Source organism: Noviherbaspirillum sp. Root189 (assembly GCF_001428545.1).
In the GTDB taxonomy this organism is placed as follows: Bacteria; Pseudomonadota; Gammaproteobacteria; order Burkholderiales; family Burkholderiaceae_D; genus Noviherbaspirillum.
The window spans coordinates 1-13,491 of the sequence record NZ_LMHZ01000007.1 but is presented as its reverse complement, the minus strand read 5'-3'; the positions used below and the strand labels follow the sequence as shown (position 1 = coordinate 13,491).

The following is a 13,491-nucleotide window of genomic DNA, read 5'->3' as shown; positions in this document are numbered from 1 at the left end:
TACACCGATAAGGCTGATGGCATTACAAAAAAACCTGCCCCTTCGACAAAGGGGCAGGCAGGATTACGTAATTAGCGGGAGTACAATTCGACGATCAGCGATTCGTTGACGTCGTTGGCGATCTCGGTACGGTCCGGCATCGATTTGAAGGTGCCTTCCATCTTCTTTGCGTCTACTGCGACCCACGATGGCATGCCGCTCTGCTCAGCCAGCGACAGAGCTTCAACGATACGCGCCTGCTTCTTTGCCTTTTCACGAACGGCAACGACGTCACCGGACTGAACCTGGTAAGAAGCGATGTTGACCACTTCGCCATTGACTGTAAATGCCTTGTGGCTGACCAGCTGACGTGCCTCGGCGCGCGTGGAACCGAAGCCCATACGGTAAGCAACGTTGTCCAGACGGGATTCGAGCAGCTTCAACAGATTCTCGCCAGTATTGCCTTTGCGGCGGTCCGCTTCAGCAAAATAGCGGCGGAACTGGCGCTCCAGAATGCCATACATACGCTTGACCTTCTGCTTTTCGCGCAGCTGGTTGCCGTAGTCAGAGGTACGCGCTCCCGAGGTGCGGCCATGTTGGCCAGGCTTGGAGTCCAGCTTGCACTTCGAGTCCAGTGAGCGACGTGCGCTCTTCAGGAAAAGGTCTGTACCTTCACGGCGGGAGAGTTTTGCTTTTGGTCCGATATAACGTGCCACGTTAATTTCCTTTATTTTGTGACGCCCCGACCAGAGGTCGTTCAGTCGACGATCTGCCAGGCGCTAGTCTGCTTCGGTTTCAAGCAGACGGTGGTCTTAAGAACAAAACCCGCCAAGATCATTGGCGGGCAGTTTTCCTACGATAACTGCAACGACTACCAACAACTAAACAGCAAACTGCTTAGATGCGGCGACGCTTTGGCGGACGGCAACCGTTGTGCGGAACCGGAGTCACATCCTGGATCTGCGTAATCTTAATACCAAGATTATTCAACGCGCGAACAGCCGATTCACGACCTGGGCCAGGGCCCTTGATACGAACTTCCAGGTTCTTCACACCGCACTCGATGGCAACCTTGCCAGCCGCTTCTGCCGCAACCTGCGCTGCAAATGGGGTCGATTTACGCGAACCCTTGAAGCCTGCACCACCGGATGTCGCCCATGACAGGGCATTACCTTGACGATCAGTAATAGTGATGATGGTGTTGTTGAAAGACGCGTGGATATGCGCGATACCTTCGGCAACATTCTTTTTAACTTTCTTGCGCACGCGTGCTGCTGCGGCGTTATTCGGGGCTTTTGCCATGGTAATTTCCTTGAATCCGACTTCGAATCAAACTGCGCTGGATTATTTCTTCAGCGACTGCGCTGCTTTACGCGGGCCTTTGCGAGTACGCGCATTAGTGCGGGTACGCTGGCCACGGCAAGGCAAGCCTTTACGATGACGCAGGCCGCGATAGCAACCCAAGTCCATCAGACGCTTGATGTTCATCGAGACTTCACGACGCAGGTCACCTTCGACGACGAATTTTCCAATCTCGTCGCGCAGCTTTTCCAGCTCGTTATCGTCCAGATCCTTGACCTTCTTGGTGGTCGGAACACCAGTCAGCTTGCAGATCTCCAGCGAGCGGGAAAGCCCGATCCCAAAGATTGCGGTCAAGCCGATAACGGTGTGTTGGTGATTGGGGATATTCACCCCTGCAATACGTGCCATTCGTTATTCCTCGATCAATAACGTTAATTAACCTTGGCGCTGTTTATGACGCGGTTCTGTGCAGATGACACGAACTACGCCTTTGCGCTTGATGATCTTACAGTTGCGGCAGATCCGCTTTACTGATGCGAGCACTTTCATTTTTGCCCTCTTTCTTACAGTTCTAGTTACTTTACTTGGTACGGAACACGATACGTGCCCGGCTCAAATCGTAGGGTGTCAATTCCACCGTGACTTTATCACCAGGAAGAATACGAATATAGTTCATCCGCATTTTCCCGGAGATGTGCCCGAGCACTACATGCCCGTTTTCCAACTTGACTCGAAATGTTGCATTCGGAAGATTCTCAAGAATCTCACCCTGCATCTGAATTACGTCGTCTTTTGCCATTCGTTCTGCTCGTTATCCTGGACTATCCCGACCGCATTAGCGAGTCGGAATGCCGCCCTTGAAATTCGCTTTACGAAGGAGCGATTCGTACTGTTGTGACATCACGTAATTCTGCACCTGGGCCATGAAGTCCATTGTTACGACAACGATGATTAGCAATGACGTACCACCGAAGTAGAACGGCACTTTCCATCGAGCGATCAGGAACTCAGGCAACAAACACACCAGCGTGATATACACCGCACCAACCAGCGTCAGACGCATCAGAATCTTGTCGATGTATCGCGCAGTTTGGTCACCCGGACGAATACCCGGAACAAACGCACCACTCTTCTTCAAATTGTCTGCGGTCTCTTTGCTATTAAATACCAACGCGGTATAGAAGAAGCAAAAGAAGACAATTGCCACAGCGTACAACAGCGCATGAATCGGTTCGCCAGGAGCCATGGATGCAGCCAGATCCTTTAGAAAACGGACAAACCCGTTATTCGCGTCCCCAGATGTAAACCAACTAGTAATGGTTGCTGGAAACAAGATTATCGACGAAGCAAAAATTGGCGGAATAACACCTGCCATATTAAGCTTAAGAGGCAAATGGCTGCTCTGCCCGCCGTAAATCTTGTTGCCAACTTGCCGTTTTGCATAGTTGACGAGAATCTTGCGCTGACCACGTTCAATGAAAACCACGAGGAACGTAACTGCTGCAACGATGACGCAAATCAAAATCGCTGACAGCGCATTCATCGATCCAGTCCGAACGAGTTCGAATAAGCCACCCACTGCGCTCGGTAACCCCGCTGCAATACCGGCAAAGATGATGATCGAAATCCCGTTACCTAAGCCGCGTTCCGTAATCTGCTCCCCAAGCCACATGAGAAACATCGTTCCGGTTACCAGCGTCACTACCGTCGTGAAACGGAAAGCCATGCCCGGATCGATCACGAGACCGGCTTGCGATTCAAGCGCCACCGCAATACCAAGCGCTTGGAATGTCGCAAGTACCAACGTACCGTATCGCGTGTACTGCGTAATCTTGCGTCGGCCAGCTTCGCCCTCTTTTTTCAGCGCCTCGAGCTGCGGCGACACGATCGACATTAACTGCATGATGATCGATGCCGAAATATACGGCATGATCCCCAGTGCAAAAATTGTGAATCGCGACAACGCACCTCCAGAGAACATGTTAAACATACCCAGAATACCGCCCTGGTTTTGCTTGAACAGGTCCGCAAGCTGTGTCGGGTCAATACCCGGCACCGGGATGTGCGCGCCGATACGATAAACCACTAACGCGGCAAGCAGGAACCACAGTCGGCCCCACGGAAAACCGCTTGCTGCACTCTTAGCGAGTTGGGGTGTCGTCGCCAATTCTTGCTCCGGTTAAATCGGGTGCTTACGCAACCGAACCACCAGCGGCTTCGATTGCAGCCTTGGCGCCTTTGGTAGCGATCAAACCCTTGATCGTTACTTTCTTACTCAACTCGCCCGCCTTGATAACACGGACGACGCGAGCCAACTCAGAAACGAGACCTGCCTGCTTTAATGCCAGCACGTCGATCTCTGAAACTGGCAGATTTTCCAGGTCGCCGAGGCGTACTTCTGCCTTGTACGGCGTTGCCAGCGACTTAAAACCACGTTTTGGCAAACGACGTTGCAAAGGCATCTGACCGCCTTCGAATCCGACTTTATGGAAACCGCCTGAGCGCGATTTTTGTCCTTTGTGACCGCGGCCGGCAGTCTTGCCCAAGCCCGAGCCGATACCGCGTCCGACGCGACGCTTAGCGTGCTTAGCGCCGTCTGCGGGTTGAATTGTATTCAATTCCATGATTTGCTCCGTTCGCAAGCGCTAGGCTTACGAAACCACTTTCACGAGATACGAAACTTTGTTGATCATGCCGCGTACGGACGGTGTGTCTTGCAGTTCCGATACCGAATTCACACGACGCAGCCCAAGGCCGCGCACGGTGGCGCGATGGTCTTGGCGAGTGCCGATTAGGCCCTTGACCAGTTTCACTTTAATTGTGTTTGCCATTCGGATCACCTCAACCCAGAATTTCTTCAACCGACTTACCGCGCTTTGCAGCGATTTCGGAAGGAGTATTCATTTTTGACAGACCGTCGATCGTAGCACGGACCATATTGTAGGGGTTGGTCGAACCGTTCGACTTTGCCACCACGTTCGTTACGCCCATAACTTCGAAGATTGCGCGCATCGGGCCACCAGCAATAACGCCAGTACCGTCTTTTGCCGGCGAAATCATGACCGACGAAGCGCCATGCTTGCCAGTTACGGTGTGCTGGAGTGTTCCGTTCTTCAAGGTGACCTTGATCATCTTGCGACGGGCTTCTTCCATTGCTTTCTGCACTGCGACCGGCACTTCTTTCGATTTGCCCTTGCCCATGCCGATGCGGCCATCACCATCGCCGACCACTGCCAACGCTGCGAAACCCATGATACGGCCGCCCTTGACCACTTTGGTCACACGGTTGACCGCGATCATCTTTTCGCGCATACCGTCGTCGCGCTCTTCGCCTTGCGGCGTCTTTGCTTGCATTTTTGCCATGACGATTTTTCCTTAGAACTTCAGACCGGCTTCGCGTGCCGCTTCTGCCACTGCCTTAACGCGGCCGTGATAGCGGAAACCGGAACGGTCGAATGCGACTTCGGCGATACCTGCCTTCAAAGCCTTCTCTGCAACGCGTTTGCCGACCAAGGCAGCGGCAGCGGCGTTGCCGCCTTTGCCTGTCTTGCCAGCGAGCTCCTGGCGCACTTCGGCTTCCAATGTCGACGCGGATGCCAATATAGTGGCGTCCGGACCGATGATGTTCGCGTAAATGTGCAGGTTGGTGCGATGCACGGCCAGGCGATTCACCTTTAACTCTGCAATCTTGGCACGTGTCTGACGTGCGCGGCGCAGGCGTGATTGTTTCTTGTCCATGATCAACCCCTTTACTTCTTCTTCGTTTCTTTGAGCGTGACCACTTCGTCCACATAACGGACGCCCTTGCCCTTGTAAGGCTCAGGACTGCGGTAAGCACGGACTTCAGCAGCGGTCTGACCAACCTTTTGCTTGTCAACGCCCTTGATCACGATCTCGGTCTGTGATGGTGTTTCGCATTTCACACCGGCAGGCATCTGATGAACGACCGGATGCGAGAAGCCGAGCGACAGGTTCAACTTGTCGCCTTGAGCCTGGGCACGATATCCCACGCCGACAAGAGACAGCTTCCTTTCGAAACCCTTCGTTACGCCGTTCACCATGTTGTTCACCAGTGCACGCAGCGTTCCCGACATGGCGTTCGCTTCACGAGTTTCATCAGCTGGCGAGAACAACAGCGTGTTGTTTTCGTTTACTACTTTGACCAGCCCATTCAATGGCATGGACAGGGTTCCAAGAGAACCCTTGACAGTAATTCTGTCTGCAGCGATCGTCACTTCCACACCTGCCGGAAGTGCGATGGGCATTTTACCTACACGAGACATCTTGCACTCCTTAGGCCACGTAGCAAATCACTTCGCCACCGACACCGGTTGCGCGTGCTTTGCGGTCTGTCATCACACCCTTAGGCGTGGAGACGATTGCCACACCAAGGCCGTTCATTACGCTCGGAATGTCATCCTTACCCTTATAGATACGAAGGCCAGGGCGGGACACACGCTCAAGGCGCTCGATAACGGGACGGCCAGCATAATATTTCAGGCCAATTTTCAATTCAGCCTTGCCTTCTGCTTCGGATACCGCGAAGTCTTCGATGTAACCCTCGTCCTTGAGGACGTTGGCAATCGCCACCTTGACTTTGGACGACGGCATTGCAACCGTTGTCTTCTGAACGCCCTGGGCGTTGCGAATGCGGGTCAGCATATCGGCGATAGGATCGCTCATACTCATTGCTTGTTCTCCTATTACCAGCTAGCTTTAGTGATGCCCGGGATTTCGCCGCGCATGGCGATTTCACGGATCTTTGTACGCGCCAAACCGAACTTGCGGAAGGTGCCACGCGGACGACCTGTCAACGCACAACGATTGCGCTGACGAGTCGGGTTCGCGTTGCGCGGCAGCGCCTGCAACTTCAGGCGCGCCTCATAGCGCTCTTCTTCCGATTTGGTTTGATCATCGATGATTGCCTTCAACTCGGCACGCTTGCCGGCGTATTTCTTTACCAGGTCAGCGCGCTTTTGTTCACGGTTAATCAGTGCCAGTTTTGCCATGGCATCCTCAGTTTCTGAACGGGAATTTAAATGCGGCGAGCAGAGCTTTCGCTTCGTCGTCGGTCTTCGCAGTCGTGGTGATGCTGATATTCATACCACGCAGCGCGTCGATCTTGTCGTACTCAATTTCGGGGAAAATGATCTGCTCTTTCACACCGATGTTGTAGTTACCACGACCATCAAACGCACGACCGGAGACACCACGGAAGTCACGAACGCGCGGCAGCGCGACAGTGATAAGGCGATCCAGGAATTCGTACATACGCGCGCCGCGGAGGGTCACCATGCAGCCGATCGGATAGCCTTCGCGGATCTTAAATCCAGCGATCGCTTTACGGGCCTTGGTAACCACCGGCTTCTGTCCAGCGATCTTTGTCAGATCGCCAACTGCGTGTTCGATGATCTTCTTGTCCGCCACTGCTTCCGAAAGACCCATATTCAGGGTGATCTTGGTCAGGCGCGGGACTTCCATCACAGACTTGTAACCAAATTTGCTGGTCAGGTCGGCGACGACTTTTTCTTTATAAAATTGTTGGAGACGGGCCATGATGTCTTACACCTTAACGACTTCGCCGTTCGACTTGTAAATGCGGACTTTCTTACCGTCCACATCCTTAAAGCCTACGCGATCTGCCTTGCCAGTCGCAGCATTGAACAATGCAACGTTGGACACGTGAATTGGCATCAGTTTGTCGACGATGCCGCCAGTTGTACCGGTCATCGGGTTTGGCTTGGTCGCTTTTTTAGCAACGTTTACGCCTTCTACCACGATGTAGTTGGCATCAACGCGTTGCGCAACCACTCCGCGCTTGCCCTTATCCTTACCGGCCAGGACGATGACTTCGTCGTTTTTCCGAATCTTATCCATGACGACTCCTTACAGAACTTCAGGCGCGAGCGACACGATCTTCATGAAACGCTCGGTACGCAACTCCCGCGTTACCGGCCCGAAAATGCGTGTGCCGATCGGCTCAAGCTTGGCATTCAGCAACACTGCTGCGTTGCCATCGAATTTAACCAGCGAACCATCCTGGCGGCGCACACCCTTGGCTGTACGAACGACCACGGCGTTATAGATTTCGCCTTTTTTGACACGACCACGCGGCGCGGCGGATTTCACCGTGACCTTGATGACATCGCCAATGCTGGCATAACGGCGCTTGGAACCACCCAGCACCTTAATGCACATGACTTCACGCGCACCCGTGTTGTCGGCTACTTCGAGCCGGCTTTCAGTTTGAATCATAGTATTTTCTTTCCCAACTTAATCCGCTCTCCGCCCAACGCGGGTTTGCGGTCAGTCTTGGTCCTGTCAGCCGACTTAGCAAAGCCGCGCCGATTAGGTGGACGGTTACAAAAACTACTGCAGCACAGTCAAATTGCTACTGCGCGAACTTTTCGAACTGCAGGGCACTTCCTTTGATCCTCGCCAAATGACTTTGTGTGAACCAAGCCCAGCATTATGACAGCATAACGCCGGGCTCGCAACAACTAAAAACAGGCAAATTAGACGATCTGTGCGACTTGCACCACACGTGTAACCGACCATGCCTTTGTCTTGGAAATCGGACGACCTTCTTGAATTTCAACGGTATCGCCTTCTTTCGCCTGGTTTGCTTCGTCGTGCGCGTGATACTTGTTTGAACGCACAACAATCTTGCCATATAGCGGGTGCTTGACGCGACGCTCGACCAGAACGGTCACAGTCTTATCCATCTTGTCAGAGACCACCTTGCCAATCAGCGTGCGCTTAAGCGACTGTTTCACTTGATCGTTCATTACTTGGCGTCCTTCTGATTCATGACGGTTTTGACGCGTGCGATGTCGCGACGCACCTTTTTGAGTTGAGCGGTGTTGTTCAGCTGCTGCGTTGCAATTTGCATACGCAGACCGAATTGCGCCTTGAGCAACTCGTTAAGCTCTTTTTGCAGAGCCGCCTCATCCTTGCCGCGGAGTTCAGATGCTTTCATGTTTCACTCCTCTTATTGGCCGACTTGACGGATCACGAATGTCGTCGACAGTGGCAACTTGGCAGCTGCCAGGCGGAACGCCTCGCGTGCCAGCGCTTCATCAACGCCGTCCATCTCATACAGCACTTTACCCGGCTGGATTTCAGCCACGTAGTACTCCGGGTTACCCTTACCGTTACCCATACGCACTTCAGCAGGCTTATTGGAAATCGGCTTGTCCGGGAAAATGCGGATCCAGATACGACCGCCACGCTTGATGTGACGTGTCATTGCACGACGCGCCGCCTCAATTTGGCGGGCCGTGATACGGCCGCGACCGACCGCTTTAAGGCCAAATTCGCCGAACGAAACGGCGGTGCCGCGCTCGTGCGAAATGCCCTTGTTGCGGCCTTTTTGCTCTTTACGATATTTTCTGCGTGCTGGTTGCAGCATGATTATTCTCCTGCTTTCTCAGCCGGTGCTGCGCCTTCAGCCTTCTTAGGGGCACGAACGCGCGTGGCAGCCGGTTTGGTGCCCGGGGCTCCATCGGAGCCTTCAGGCTTCCTGGGACGCGGGCGGCCGCCCGGCTTACCATCGTCACGACGCGGACCACGACGCTTCTTGTCGTCGTCGGCTGGCGTCTCGATGGTTGGAGCTTCGCCGCTAGCGAGTCGATCGCCTTTGTAGACCCAGACCTTGATACCGATGATGCCGTAGGTTGTTTCTGCTTCGCCGAAACCATAATCGATGTCAGCACGGAGTGTGTGCAGAGGCACACGACCTTCGCGGTACCATTCTTTACGGGCGATCTCGATTCCGTTCAGACGGCCAGAGGACATGATCTTGATGCCTTGTGCACCAAGGCGCATTGCATTCTGCATCGCACGCTTCATCGCACGGCGGAACATGATGCGCTTTTCCAGTTGTTGCGCGATTGAATCGGCGATCAACTGTGCATCAACTTCCGGCTTGCGAATTTCTTCGATATTGACGTGAACAGGCACGCCCATCAGCTTAGTCAGGTCAGACTTCAAAACTTCGATGTCCTCGCCCTTCTTGCCGATTACAACTCCCGGACGGGAGCTGAATATGGTGATGCGCGCGTTCTTCGCCGGACGCTCGATAACGACGCGACCGACCGAAGCGTTCTTCAGTTTCTTCTTCAGGTAGGCACGAACGTCCAGGTCTTCGTTCAGCATGGTGGCAAAGTTGCTATTGCCAGCATACCAGCGGGAACCCCAGTTACGTGTAACCGAAAGACGGAAACCGGTTGGGTGAATTTTCTGTCCCATCGTGACTCCTTAGTTACCGACAGTCACGTAGATGTGACAGGTCTGCTTCGAGATGCGATCACCACGGCCTTTTGCACGCGCGATGAAGCGCTTCAGGACCGCACCTTTTTCGACGTAGATCGTCTTGACCTTCAGTTCGTCAATGTCGGCGCCGTCATTGTGCTCAGCGTTCGCGATTGCGGACTCGAGTACCTGCTTAATAATGACTGCACCTTTTTTCGGGCTGAATGCCAGGATGTTCAACGCTTGGTCGACTTTCTTGCCGCGAATCAGATCCGCAACGAGGCGACCTTTCTGTTCCGACAGGCGTGCGCCGCGGAGGATAGCTTTAGTTTCCATCATCGCACCTTATTTCTTAGCCTTTTTATCGGCGGCGTGACCCTTGAACGTACGGGTCAGCGCAAATTCGCCGAGCTTGTGACCGACCATGTTTTCAGACACATAAACCGGCACGTGCTGCTTGCCATTGTGTACTGCGATCGTCAAGCCAATGAAATCCGGCATGATGGTCGAACGACGGGACCAGGTTTTGATCGGCTTTTTGTCTTTCGTCGCTTGCGCGGCTTCGACTTTCTTGATCAGGTGGGCGTCACAAAACGGCCCTTTTTTCAATGAACGTGTCATGTGTTACCCCTTATTTCTTGCCACGGCGTGAGACGATCATCGAAGTCGTACGCTTGTTACGACGCGTCTTCTTGCCCTTGGTCTGCTGGCCCCACGGCGACACCGGATGACGACCCGCTGCTGTACGACCTTCACCACCACCATGCGGGTGGTCGATTGGGTTCATCACAACACCGCGGACGGTCGGGCGGACACCGCGCCAACGCATTGCACCGGCTTTACCGATCTTGCGGAGGTTGTGCTCGCCGTTACCGACTTCACCGACTGTTGCACGGCACTCGATATGAACGCGGCGGACTTCACCTGAGCGCAGGCGAACCTGGGCGTAGGTGCCTTCGCGAGCCATCAGCACAACACCAGCGCCAGCGGTACGCGCCATCTGGGCGCCCTTGCCGGGCAGCATTTCAACACAGTGCATGGTCGTGCCAACCGGGATATTGCGGATCGGCAGGCAGTTACCAGCTTTGATCGGCGCTTCAGCGCCGTTCATCAACTGATCACCGACAGCAACGCCCTTCGGGGCGATGATGTACTGGCGCTCGCCGTCGGCGTAGCACAGGAGGGCGATGTGCGCACTACGGTTCGGGTCGTATTCGATACGTTCGACCTTAGCCGCGATGCCGTCCTTGTTGCGACGGAAGTCGATCACACGATAGTGGTGCTTATGACCGCCGCCGATGTGACGAGTGGTAATGTGCCCGTTATTGTTGCGACCGGCAGATTTGGACTTCTTTTCGACGAGAGCGGCGAACGGACGGCCTTTATACAGGTCGGGATTAACGACCTTGACCATACCGCGGCGACCGGCCGACGTCGGTTTCATTTTCACGAGTGCCATTATTTAGCCTCCTCGGTGAAGTTGATTTCCTGGCCTGGCTTCAGGCACACGTAAGCCTGGCGCACATGGTTGCGGCGACCGGTGAAACGACCTGCGCGCTTTTGCTTGCCCTGGCGATTCAACACCTGGACCGACTCCACTTGCACCTTGAACAGCAACTCAACAGCAGCTTTGATTTCCAGCTTGGTTGCGTCAGGCATTACACGGAAAACTACTTGCTCGTTTTTCTCAGCGACGAAGGTTGCCTTTTCCGAGATAACCGGGGCCAGCAGCACTTTCATCAGACGCTCTTCGCTATGCTTTACATTTGCGTTCATGCCAGCATCTCCTCAATCTTTGCCAATGCCGGCTTGGTGATCAAGACCTTCTTGTAGAACACCAGCGAGACAGGATCGGCATGACGCGGCTCGACGACCAGCACGTTCGGCAGATTGCGCGATGCGAGCAAGAGGTTTTCGTCGAGGTTATCAGTAATGACGAGCACGGACTCCAGGCCCATGCCTTTCAGTTTTTGCGCCAGCAGCTTGGTTTTAGGCGCATCGACCGAAAGATTCTCGATTACCGACAGGCGACCTTCACGTGCCAACTGGGAGAGGATCGAGCAAAGACCTGCGCGATACATCTTTTTGTTGACCTTGTGCGAAAAGTTCTCGTCAGGCGAGTTCGGGAAGATACGACCGCCTCCGCGCCACAGCGGCGAGGAGGACATACCAGCGCGAGCACGGCCTGTGCCTTTTTGACGCCAAGGCTTCTTGGTGGTGTGGCTGACCTCTTCACGGTCTTTTTGCTTACGGTTTCCGCTGCGAGCGTTTGCCTGATAAGCAACGACGACTTGGTGAATGAGCGCTTCGTTGTAGTCGCGACCAAAAATGGTGTCTGGCGCAGCAACGTTCGATGCGGCTTGACCTTGGTCGTTCAGGAGCTTCAGTTCCATCGTTTAGGCTCCCTTCTTTGCTTTGACTTTGACAGCTGGAAGAACGATCACTTGACCATTTTTCGCGCCTGGGACAGCACCCTTGACCATCAGCAATTGACGCTCTGCGTCAACGCGTGCGATTTCGAGGTTCTGAACGGTAGTGGTAACGTCACCCAAGTGACCGGTCATACGCTTACCCGGGAAAACACGACCCGGATCCTGCGCCATACCAATGGAACCTGGCACGTTGTGCGAGCGGGAGTTACCGTGCGTTGCACGACCTGAAGCAAAGTTATAACGCTTGATCGTACCGGCGTAACCCTTACCGATTGACACGCCTTGCACGTCCACTTTCTGACCAGCTTCAAACAAGCTGACGGCGATAGTGTCGCCTGCCTTCAGCTCGGAAGCCTTTGCAGCGTCGATACGGAATTCTTTAAGGACGGTACCTGCTTCAACACCTGCTTTTGCGAGGTGACCGGCTGCGGCTTTATTAACCCGCGATGCACGGCGCTGACCATAAGTGACCTGAACAGCGGAATAACCGTCTGTTTCAGCAGTTTTGATTTGTGTCACACGGTTGTTGGATACGTCGAGCACAGTGACTGGGATTGTATCCCCGTCATCCGTGAAGATGCGCATCATTCCAACCTTGCGACCAACAAGGCCTAGGCTCATTGTTTTCTCCATTCCCACCTACGATTGGGCAGGGCTGATGTTTGTACAACTAAAACGTATTGGCACGGAGTCTCCGCGCCAATACCGAAGCCGAGCATTATAACCCGCGTTTTTTTATCACACAACCCACCAAATTAGAAAATTGTGGTATGTGCGAGGTTACAACGTGTTTCTCGGTTTTTACTGAAGTTTGATTTCGACTTCCACACCTGCCGGGAGGTCCAGCTTCATCAACGCGTCAACGGTCTTGTCAGTTGGGTCGACGATGTCCATCAGACGCTGATGGGTCCGGATCTCGAACTGGTCGCGCGATGTCTTGTTGACGTGCGGGGAACGCAGGATGTCGAAACGCTGGATACGTGTCGGCAGGGGAACCGGACCTTTGACGACTGCCCCGGTACGCTTTGCGGTGTCGACGATTTCGAGGGCGGACTGATCGATCAGACGATAATCGAAGGCCTTCAGGCGAATACGGATTTTTTGGGTTTGCATTTTAGTTCCTTAAAAGAGCGAGCCGCGGGCGGCATGGCCCGCGGCAGTGTTTAGTCAAAGAGCGATAAAAATCCGACTCAGAGATTACTCAATGATCTTGGCGACGACGCCGGCGCCGACGGTACGGCCGCCTTCACGGATCGCAAAGCGCAGACCCTCTTCCATCGCGATCGGGTTGATCAGCTTGACTGTGATCGACACGTTGTCGCCTGGCATAACCATCTCTTTGTCCGCTGGCAGCTCGATCGCGCCGGTGACGTCTGTCGTGCGGAAGTAAAACTGCGGACGGTAGTTGTTGAAGAACGGGGTGTGACGGCCACCTTCATCCTTCGACAGCACGTAGATCTCGCCGGTAAAGTGCTTGTGCGGCTTGATCGAACCCGGCTTGGCCAGCACCTGGCCACGCTCGACG

The 13,491-nt window shown here is 54.1% G+C and carries 27 protein-coding genes and 1 pseudogene; all 28 read right to left on the bottom strand.

The window, feature by feature from the left end; translation table 11 throughout:
• Window positions 1-71 precede the first annotated feature (71 nt).
• Window positions 72-695 carry a 30S ribosomal protein S4 gene (gene rpsD, locus ASE07_RS05155; protein ID WP_057289745.1) on the bottom strand — a complete coding sequence of 208 codons (624 nt, stop codon included), beginning with the start codon at window positions 693-695 and terminating at the stop codon, window positions 72-74.
• Window positions 696-876: 181 nt separating this feature from the next.
• Window positions 877-1,281 carry a 30S ribosomal protein S11 gene (rpsK, locus tag ASE07_RS05150; RefSeq protein ID WP_057289744.1) on the bottom strand — a complete coding sequence of 135 codons (405 nt, stop codon included), beginning with the start codon at window positions 1,279-1,281 and terminating at the stop codon, window positions 877-879.
• 42 nt (window positions 1,282-1,323) lie between these two features.
• Window positions 1,324-1,689 carry a 30S ribosomal protein S13 gene (gene rpsM, locus ASE07_RS05145; RefSeq protein WP_057289743.1) on the bottom strand — a complete coding sequence of 122 codons (366 nt, stop codon included), beginning with the start codon at window positions 1,687-1,689 and terminating at the stop codon, window positions 1,324-1,326.
• 27 nt (window positions 1,690-1,716) lie between these two features.
• A complete protein-coding gene (gene rpmJ / locus ASE07_RS27950) occupies window positions 1,717-1,830 on the bottom strand; it encodes a 50S ribosomal protein L36 (protein WP_014004415.1) in 114 nt (37 codons plus the stop codon).
• Between the two features lie 31 nt (window positions 1,831-1,861).
• On the bottom strand, window positions 1,862-2,080 hold the full coding sequence (gene infA / locus ASE07_RS05140) for a translation initiation factor IF-1 (protein WP_005663428.1): 219 nt from the start codon (window positions 2,078-2,080) through the stop codon (window positions 1,862-1,864).
• 36 nt (window positions 2,081-2,116) lie between these two features.
• A complete protein-coding gene (secY, locus tag ASE07_RS05135; RefSeq protein WP_057289742.1) occupies window positions 2,117-3,448 on the bottom strand; it encodes a preprotein translocase subunit SecY in 1,332 nt (443 codons plus the stop codon).
• A gap of 25 nt (window positions 3,449-3,473) precedes the next feature.
• The gene (gene rplO / locus ASE07_RS05130) at window positions 3,474-3,905 is read right to left on the bottom strand and encodes a 50S ribosomal protein L15 (RefSeq protein WP_057289741.1); all 432 of its coding nucleotides are present in this window, start codon (window positions 3,903-3,905) and stop codon (window positions 3,474-3,476) included.
• A 27-nt stretch (window positions 3,906-3,932) separates the two neighbouring features.
• Window positions 3,933-4,112 (bottom strand): 50S ribosomal protein L30, encoded by a 180-nt coding sequence (gene rpmD / locus ASE07_RS05125; protein WP_057289740.1) that lies wholly within the window; start codon window positions 4,110-4,112, stop codon window positions 3,933-3,935.
• 10 nt (window positions 4,113-4,122) lie between these two features.
• The gene (gene rpsE / locus ASE07_RS05120; RefSeq protein ID WP_057289739.1) at window positions 4,123-4,644 is read right to left on the bottom strand and encodes a 30S ribosomal protein S5; all 522 of its coding nucleotides are present in this window, start codon (window positions 4,642-4,644) and stop codon (window positions 4,123-4,125) included.
• A 12-nt stretch (window positions 4,645-4,656) separates the two neighbouring features.
• A complete protein-coding gene (gene rplR / locus ASE07_RS05115; RefSeq protein WP_057289738.1) occupies window positions 4,657-5,019 on the bottom strand; it encodes a 50S ribosomal protein L18 in 363 nt (120 codons plus the stop codon).
• A gap of 11 nt (window positions 5,020-5,030) precedes the next feature.
• Complete coding sequence (gene rplF / locus ASE07_RS05110; protein WP_057289737.1) at window positions 5,031-5,564, bottom strand: 50S ribosomal protein L6; 534 nt, start codon at window positions 5,562-5,564, stop codon at window positions 5,031-5,033.
• Window positions 5,565-5,574: 10 nt separating this feature from the next.
• Window positions 5,575-5,970, bottom strand: a complete 396-nt coding sequence (gene rpsH / locus ASE07_RS05105; protein ID WP_057289736.1) for a 30S ribosomal protein S8 — start codon at window positions 5,968-5,970, stop codon at window positions 5,575-5,577.
• 14 nt (window positions 5,971-5,984) lie between these two features.
• The gene (gene rpsN / locus ASE07_RS05100) at window positions 5,985-6,290 is read right to left on the bottom strand and encodes a 30S ribosomal protein S14 (RefSeq protein WP_057289735.1); all 306 of its coding nucleotides are present in this window, start codon (window positions 6,288-6,290) and stop codon (window positions 5,985-5,987) included.
• Window positions 6,291-6,297: 7 nt separating this feature from the next.
• The gene (gene rplE / locus ASE07_RS05095) at window positions 6,298-6,837 is read right to left on the bottom strand and encodes a 50S ribosomal protein L5 (protein WP_057289734.1); all 540 of its coding nucleotides are present in this window, start codon (window positions 6,835-6,837) and stop codon (window positions 6,298-6,300) included.
• Between the two features lie 6 nt (window positions 6,838-6,843).
• Window positions 6,844-7,158, bottom strand: a complete 315-nt coding sequence (rplX, locus tag ASE07_RS05090; protein WP_057289733.1) for a 50S ribosomal protein L24 — start codon at window positions 7,156-7,158, stop codon at window positions 6,844-6,846.
• A 9-nt stretch (window positions 7,159-7,167) separates the two neighbouring features.
• Window positions 7,168-7,536 (bottom strand): 50S ribosomal protein L14, encoded by a 369-nt coding sequence (gene rplN, locus ASE07_RS05085; RefSeq protein ID WP_057289732.1) that lies wholly within the window; start codon window positions 7,534-7,536, stop codon window positions 7,168-7,170.
• Between the two features lie 260 nt (window positions 7,537-7,796).
• Window positions 7,797-8,069, bottom strand: coding sequence for a 30S ribosomal protein S17 (rpsQ, locus tag ASE07_RS05080; RefSeq protein WP_057289731.1), 273 nt, complete (start codon window positions 8,067-8,069; stop codon window positions 7,797-7,799).
• Window positions 8,069-8,260: a 50S ribosomal protein L29 gene (gene rpmC, locus ASE07_RS05075; protein ID WP_057289730.1), complete on the bottom strand. Its 192-nt coding sequence runs from the start codon at window positions 8,258-8,260 to the stop codon at window positions 8,069-8,071. The genes rpsQ and rpmC overlap by 1 nt, the downstream gene beginning before the upstream one ends.
• A 12-nt stretch (window positions 8,261-8,272) precedes the next feature.
• Window positions 8,273-8,692, bottom strand: a complete 420-nt coding sequence (gene rplP, locus ASE07_RS05070) for a 50S ribosomal protein L16 (protein ID WP_057289729.1) — start codon at window positions 8,690-8,692, stop codon at window positions 8,273-8,275.
• Window positions 8,693-8,694: 2 nt separating this feature from the next.
• The gene (gene rpsC, locus ASE07_RS05065) at window positions 8,695-9,531 is read right to left on the bottom strand and encodes a 30S ribosomal protein S3 (protein ID WP_057289728.1); all 837 of its coding nucleotides are present in this window, start codon (window positions 9,529-9,531) and stop codon (window positions 8,695-8,697) included.
• Window positions 9,532-9,540: 9 nt separating this feature from the next.
• Window positions 9,541-9,873: a 50S ribosomal protein L22 gene (gene rplV, locus ASE07_RS05060; protein ID WP_200960885.1), complete on the bottom strand. Its 333-nt coding sequence runs from the start codon at window positions 9,871-9,873 to the stop codon at window positions 9,541-9,543.
• A 6-nt stretch (window positions 9,874-9,879) separates the two neighbouring features.
• Window positions 9,880-10,155, bottom strand: a complete 276-nt coding sequence (rpsS, locus tag ASE07_RS05055; RefSeq protein WP_040039182.1) for a 30S ribosomal protein S19 — start codon at window positions 10,153-10,155, stop codon at window positions 9,880-9,882.
• Between the two features lie 10 nt (window positions 10,156-10,165).
• Window positions 10,166-10,993, bottom strand: coding sequence for a 50S ribosomal protein L2 (gene rplB / locus ASE07_RS05050; RefSeq protein WP_057289727.1), 828 nt, complete (start codon window positions 10,991-10,993; stop codon window positions 10,166-10,168).
• Complete coding sequence (rplW, locus tag ASE07_RS05045) at window positions 10,993-11,310, bottom strand: 50S ribosomal protein L23 (RefSeq protein ID WP_057289726.1); 318 nt, start codon at window positions 11,308-11,310, stop codon at window positions 10,993-10,995. The genes rplB and rplW overlap by 1 nt, the downstream gene beginning before the upstream one ends.
• On the bottom strand, window positions 11,307-11,927 hold the full coding sequence (gene rplD, locus ASE07_RS05040) for a 50S ribosomal protein L4 (RefSeq protein ID WP_057289725.1): 621 nt from the start codon (window positions 11,925-11,927) through the stop codon (window positions 11,307-11,309). Before rplD ends, rplW begins: the two co-directional genes overlap by 4 nt.
• A 3-nt stretch (window positions 11,928-11,930) precedes the next feature.
• Complete coding sequence (rplC, locus tag ASE07_RS05035) at window positions 11,931-12,587, bottom strand: 50S ribosomal protein L3 (RefSeq protein ID WP_057289724.1); 657 nt, start codon at window positions 12,585-12,587, stop codon at window positions 11,931-11,933.
• 180 nt (window positions 12,588-12,767) lie between these two features.
• Window positions 12,768-13,079, bottom strand: coding sequence for a 30S ribosomal protein S10 (rpsJ, locus tag ASE07_RS05030; RefSeq protein ID WP_057289723.1), 312 nt, complete (start codon window positions 13,077-13,079; stop codon window positions 12,768-12,770).
• Between the two features lie 84 nt (window positions 13,080-13,163).
• Window positions 13,164-13,491, bottom strand: a pseudogene (tuf, locus tag ASE07_RS05025) (elongation factor Tu); the annotation flags it as partial.

Bases quoted from the DNA above. Each gene is read 5' to 3' on its own strand.
- infA (WP_005663428.1), bottom strand. From the start codon at position 2,080: ATGGCAAAAGACGACGTAATTCAGATGCAGGGTGAGATTCTTGAGAAT.
- rpmD (WP_057289740.1), bottom strand. From the start codon at position 4,112: ATGGCAAACACAATTAAAGTGAAACTGGTCAAGGGCCTAATCGGCACT.
- rpsE (WP_057289739.1), bottom strand. From the start codon at position 4,644: ATGGCAAAAATGCAAGCAAAGACGCCGCAAGGCGAAGAGCGCGACGAC.
- rplB (WP_057289727.1), bottom strand. From the start codon at position 10,993: ATGGCACTCGTGAAAATGAAACCGACGTCGGCCGGTCGCCGCGGTATG.
- rplP (WP_057289729.1), bottom strand. From the start codon at position 8,692: ATGCTGCAACCAGCACGCAGAAAATATCGTAAAGAGCAAAAAGGCCGC.
- rplR (WP_057289738.1), bottom strand. From the start codon at position 5,019: ATGGACAAGAAACAATCACGCCTGCGCCGCGCACGTCAGACACGTGCC.
- rpsS (WP_040039182.1), bottom strand. From the start codon at position 10,155: ATGACACGTTCATTGAAAAAAGGGCCGTTTTGTGACGCCCACCTGATC.
- rplD (WP_057289725.1), bottom strand. From the start codon at position 11,927: ATGGAACTGAAGCTCCTGAACGACCAAGGTCAAGCCGCATCGAACGTT.
- rplV (WP_200960885.1), bottom strand. From the start codon at position 9,873: ATGATGGAAACTAAAGCTATCCTCCGCGGCGCACGCCTGTCGGAACAG.
- rpmC (WP_057289730.1), bottom strand. From the start codon at position 8,260: ATGAAAGCATCTGAACTCCGCGGCAAGGATGAGGCGGCTCTGCAAAAA.
- rpsJ (WP_057289723.1), bottom strand. From the start codon at position 13,079: ATGCAAACCCAAAAAATCCGTATTCGCCTGAAGGCCTTCGATTATCGT.
- rplW (WP_057289726.1), bottom strand. From the start codon at position 11,310: ATGAACGCAAATGTAAAGCATAGCGAAGAGCGTCTGATGAAAGTGCTG.
- rplF (WP_057289737.1), bottom strand. From the start codon at position 5,564: ATGTCTCGTGTAGGTAAAATGCCCATCGCACTTCCGGCAGGTGTGGAA.
- rplO (WP_057289741.1), bottom strand. From the start codon at position 3,905: ATGGAATTGAATACAATTCAACCCGCAGACGGCGCTAAGCACGCTAAG.
- rpsH (WP_057289736.1), bottom strand. From the start codon at position 5,970: ATGAGTATGAGCGATCCTATCGCCGATATGCTGACCCGCATTCGCAAC.
- rplN (WP_057289732.1), bottom strand. From the start codon at position 7,536: ATGATTCAAACTGAAAGCCGGCTCGAAGTAGCCGACAACACGGGTGCG.
- rpsN (WP_057289735.1), bottom strand. From the start codon at position 6,290: ATGGCAAAACTGGCACTGATTAACCGTGAACAAAAGCGCGCTGACCTG.
- rpsQ (WP_057289731.1), bottom strand. From the start codon at position 8,069: ATGAACGATCAAGTGAAACAGTCGCTTAAGCGCACGCTGATTGGCAAG.
- rpmJ (WP_014004415.1), bottom strand. From the start codon at position 1,830: ATGAAAGTGCTCGCATCAGTAAAGCGGATCTGCCGCAACTGTAAGATC.
- rplX (WP_057289733.1), bottom strand. From the start codon at position 7,158: ATGGATAAGATTCGGAAAAACGACGAAGTCATCGTCCTGGCCGGTAAG.
- rpsC (WP_057289728.1), bottom strand. From the start codon at position 9,531: ATGGGACAGAAAATTCACCCAACCGGTTTCCGTCTTTCGGTTACACGT.
- rplC (WP_057289724.1), bottom strand. From the start codon at position 12,587: ATGAGCCTAGGCCTTGTTGGTCGCAAGGTTGGAATGATGCGCATCTTC.
- rpsM (WP_057289743.1), bottom strand. From the start codon at position 1,689: ATGGCACGTATTGCAGGGGTGAATATCCCCAATCACCAACACACCGTT.
- rpsK (WP_057289744.1), bottom strand. From the start codon at position 1,281: ATGGCAAAAGCCCCGAATAACGCCGCAGCAGCACGCGTGCGCAAGAAA.
- rplE (WP_057289734.1), bottom strand. From the start codon at position 6,837: ATGGCCCGTCTCCAACAATTTTATAAAGAAAAAGTCGTCGCCGACCTG.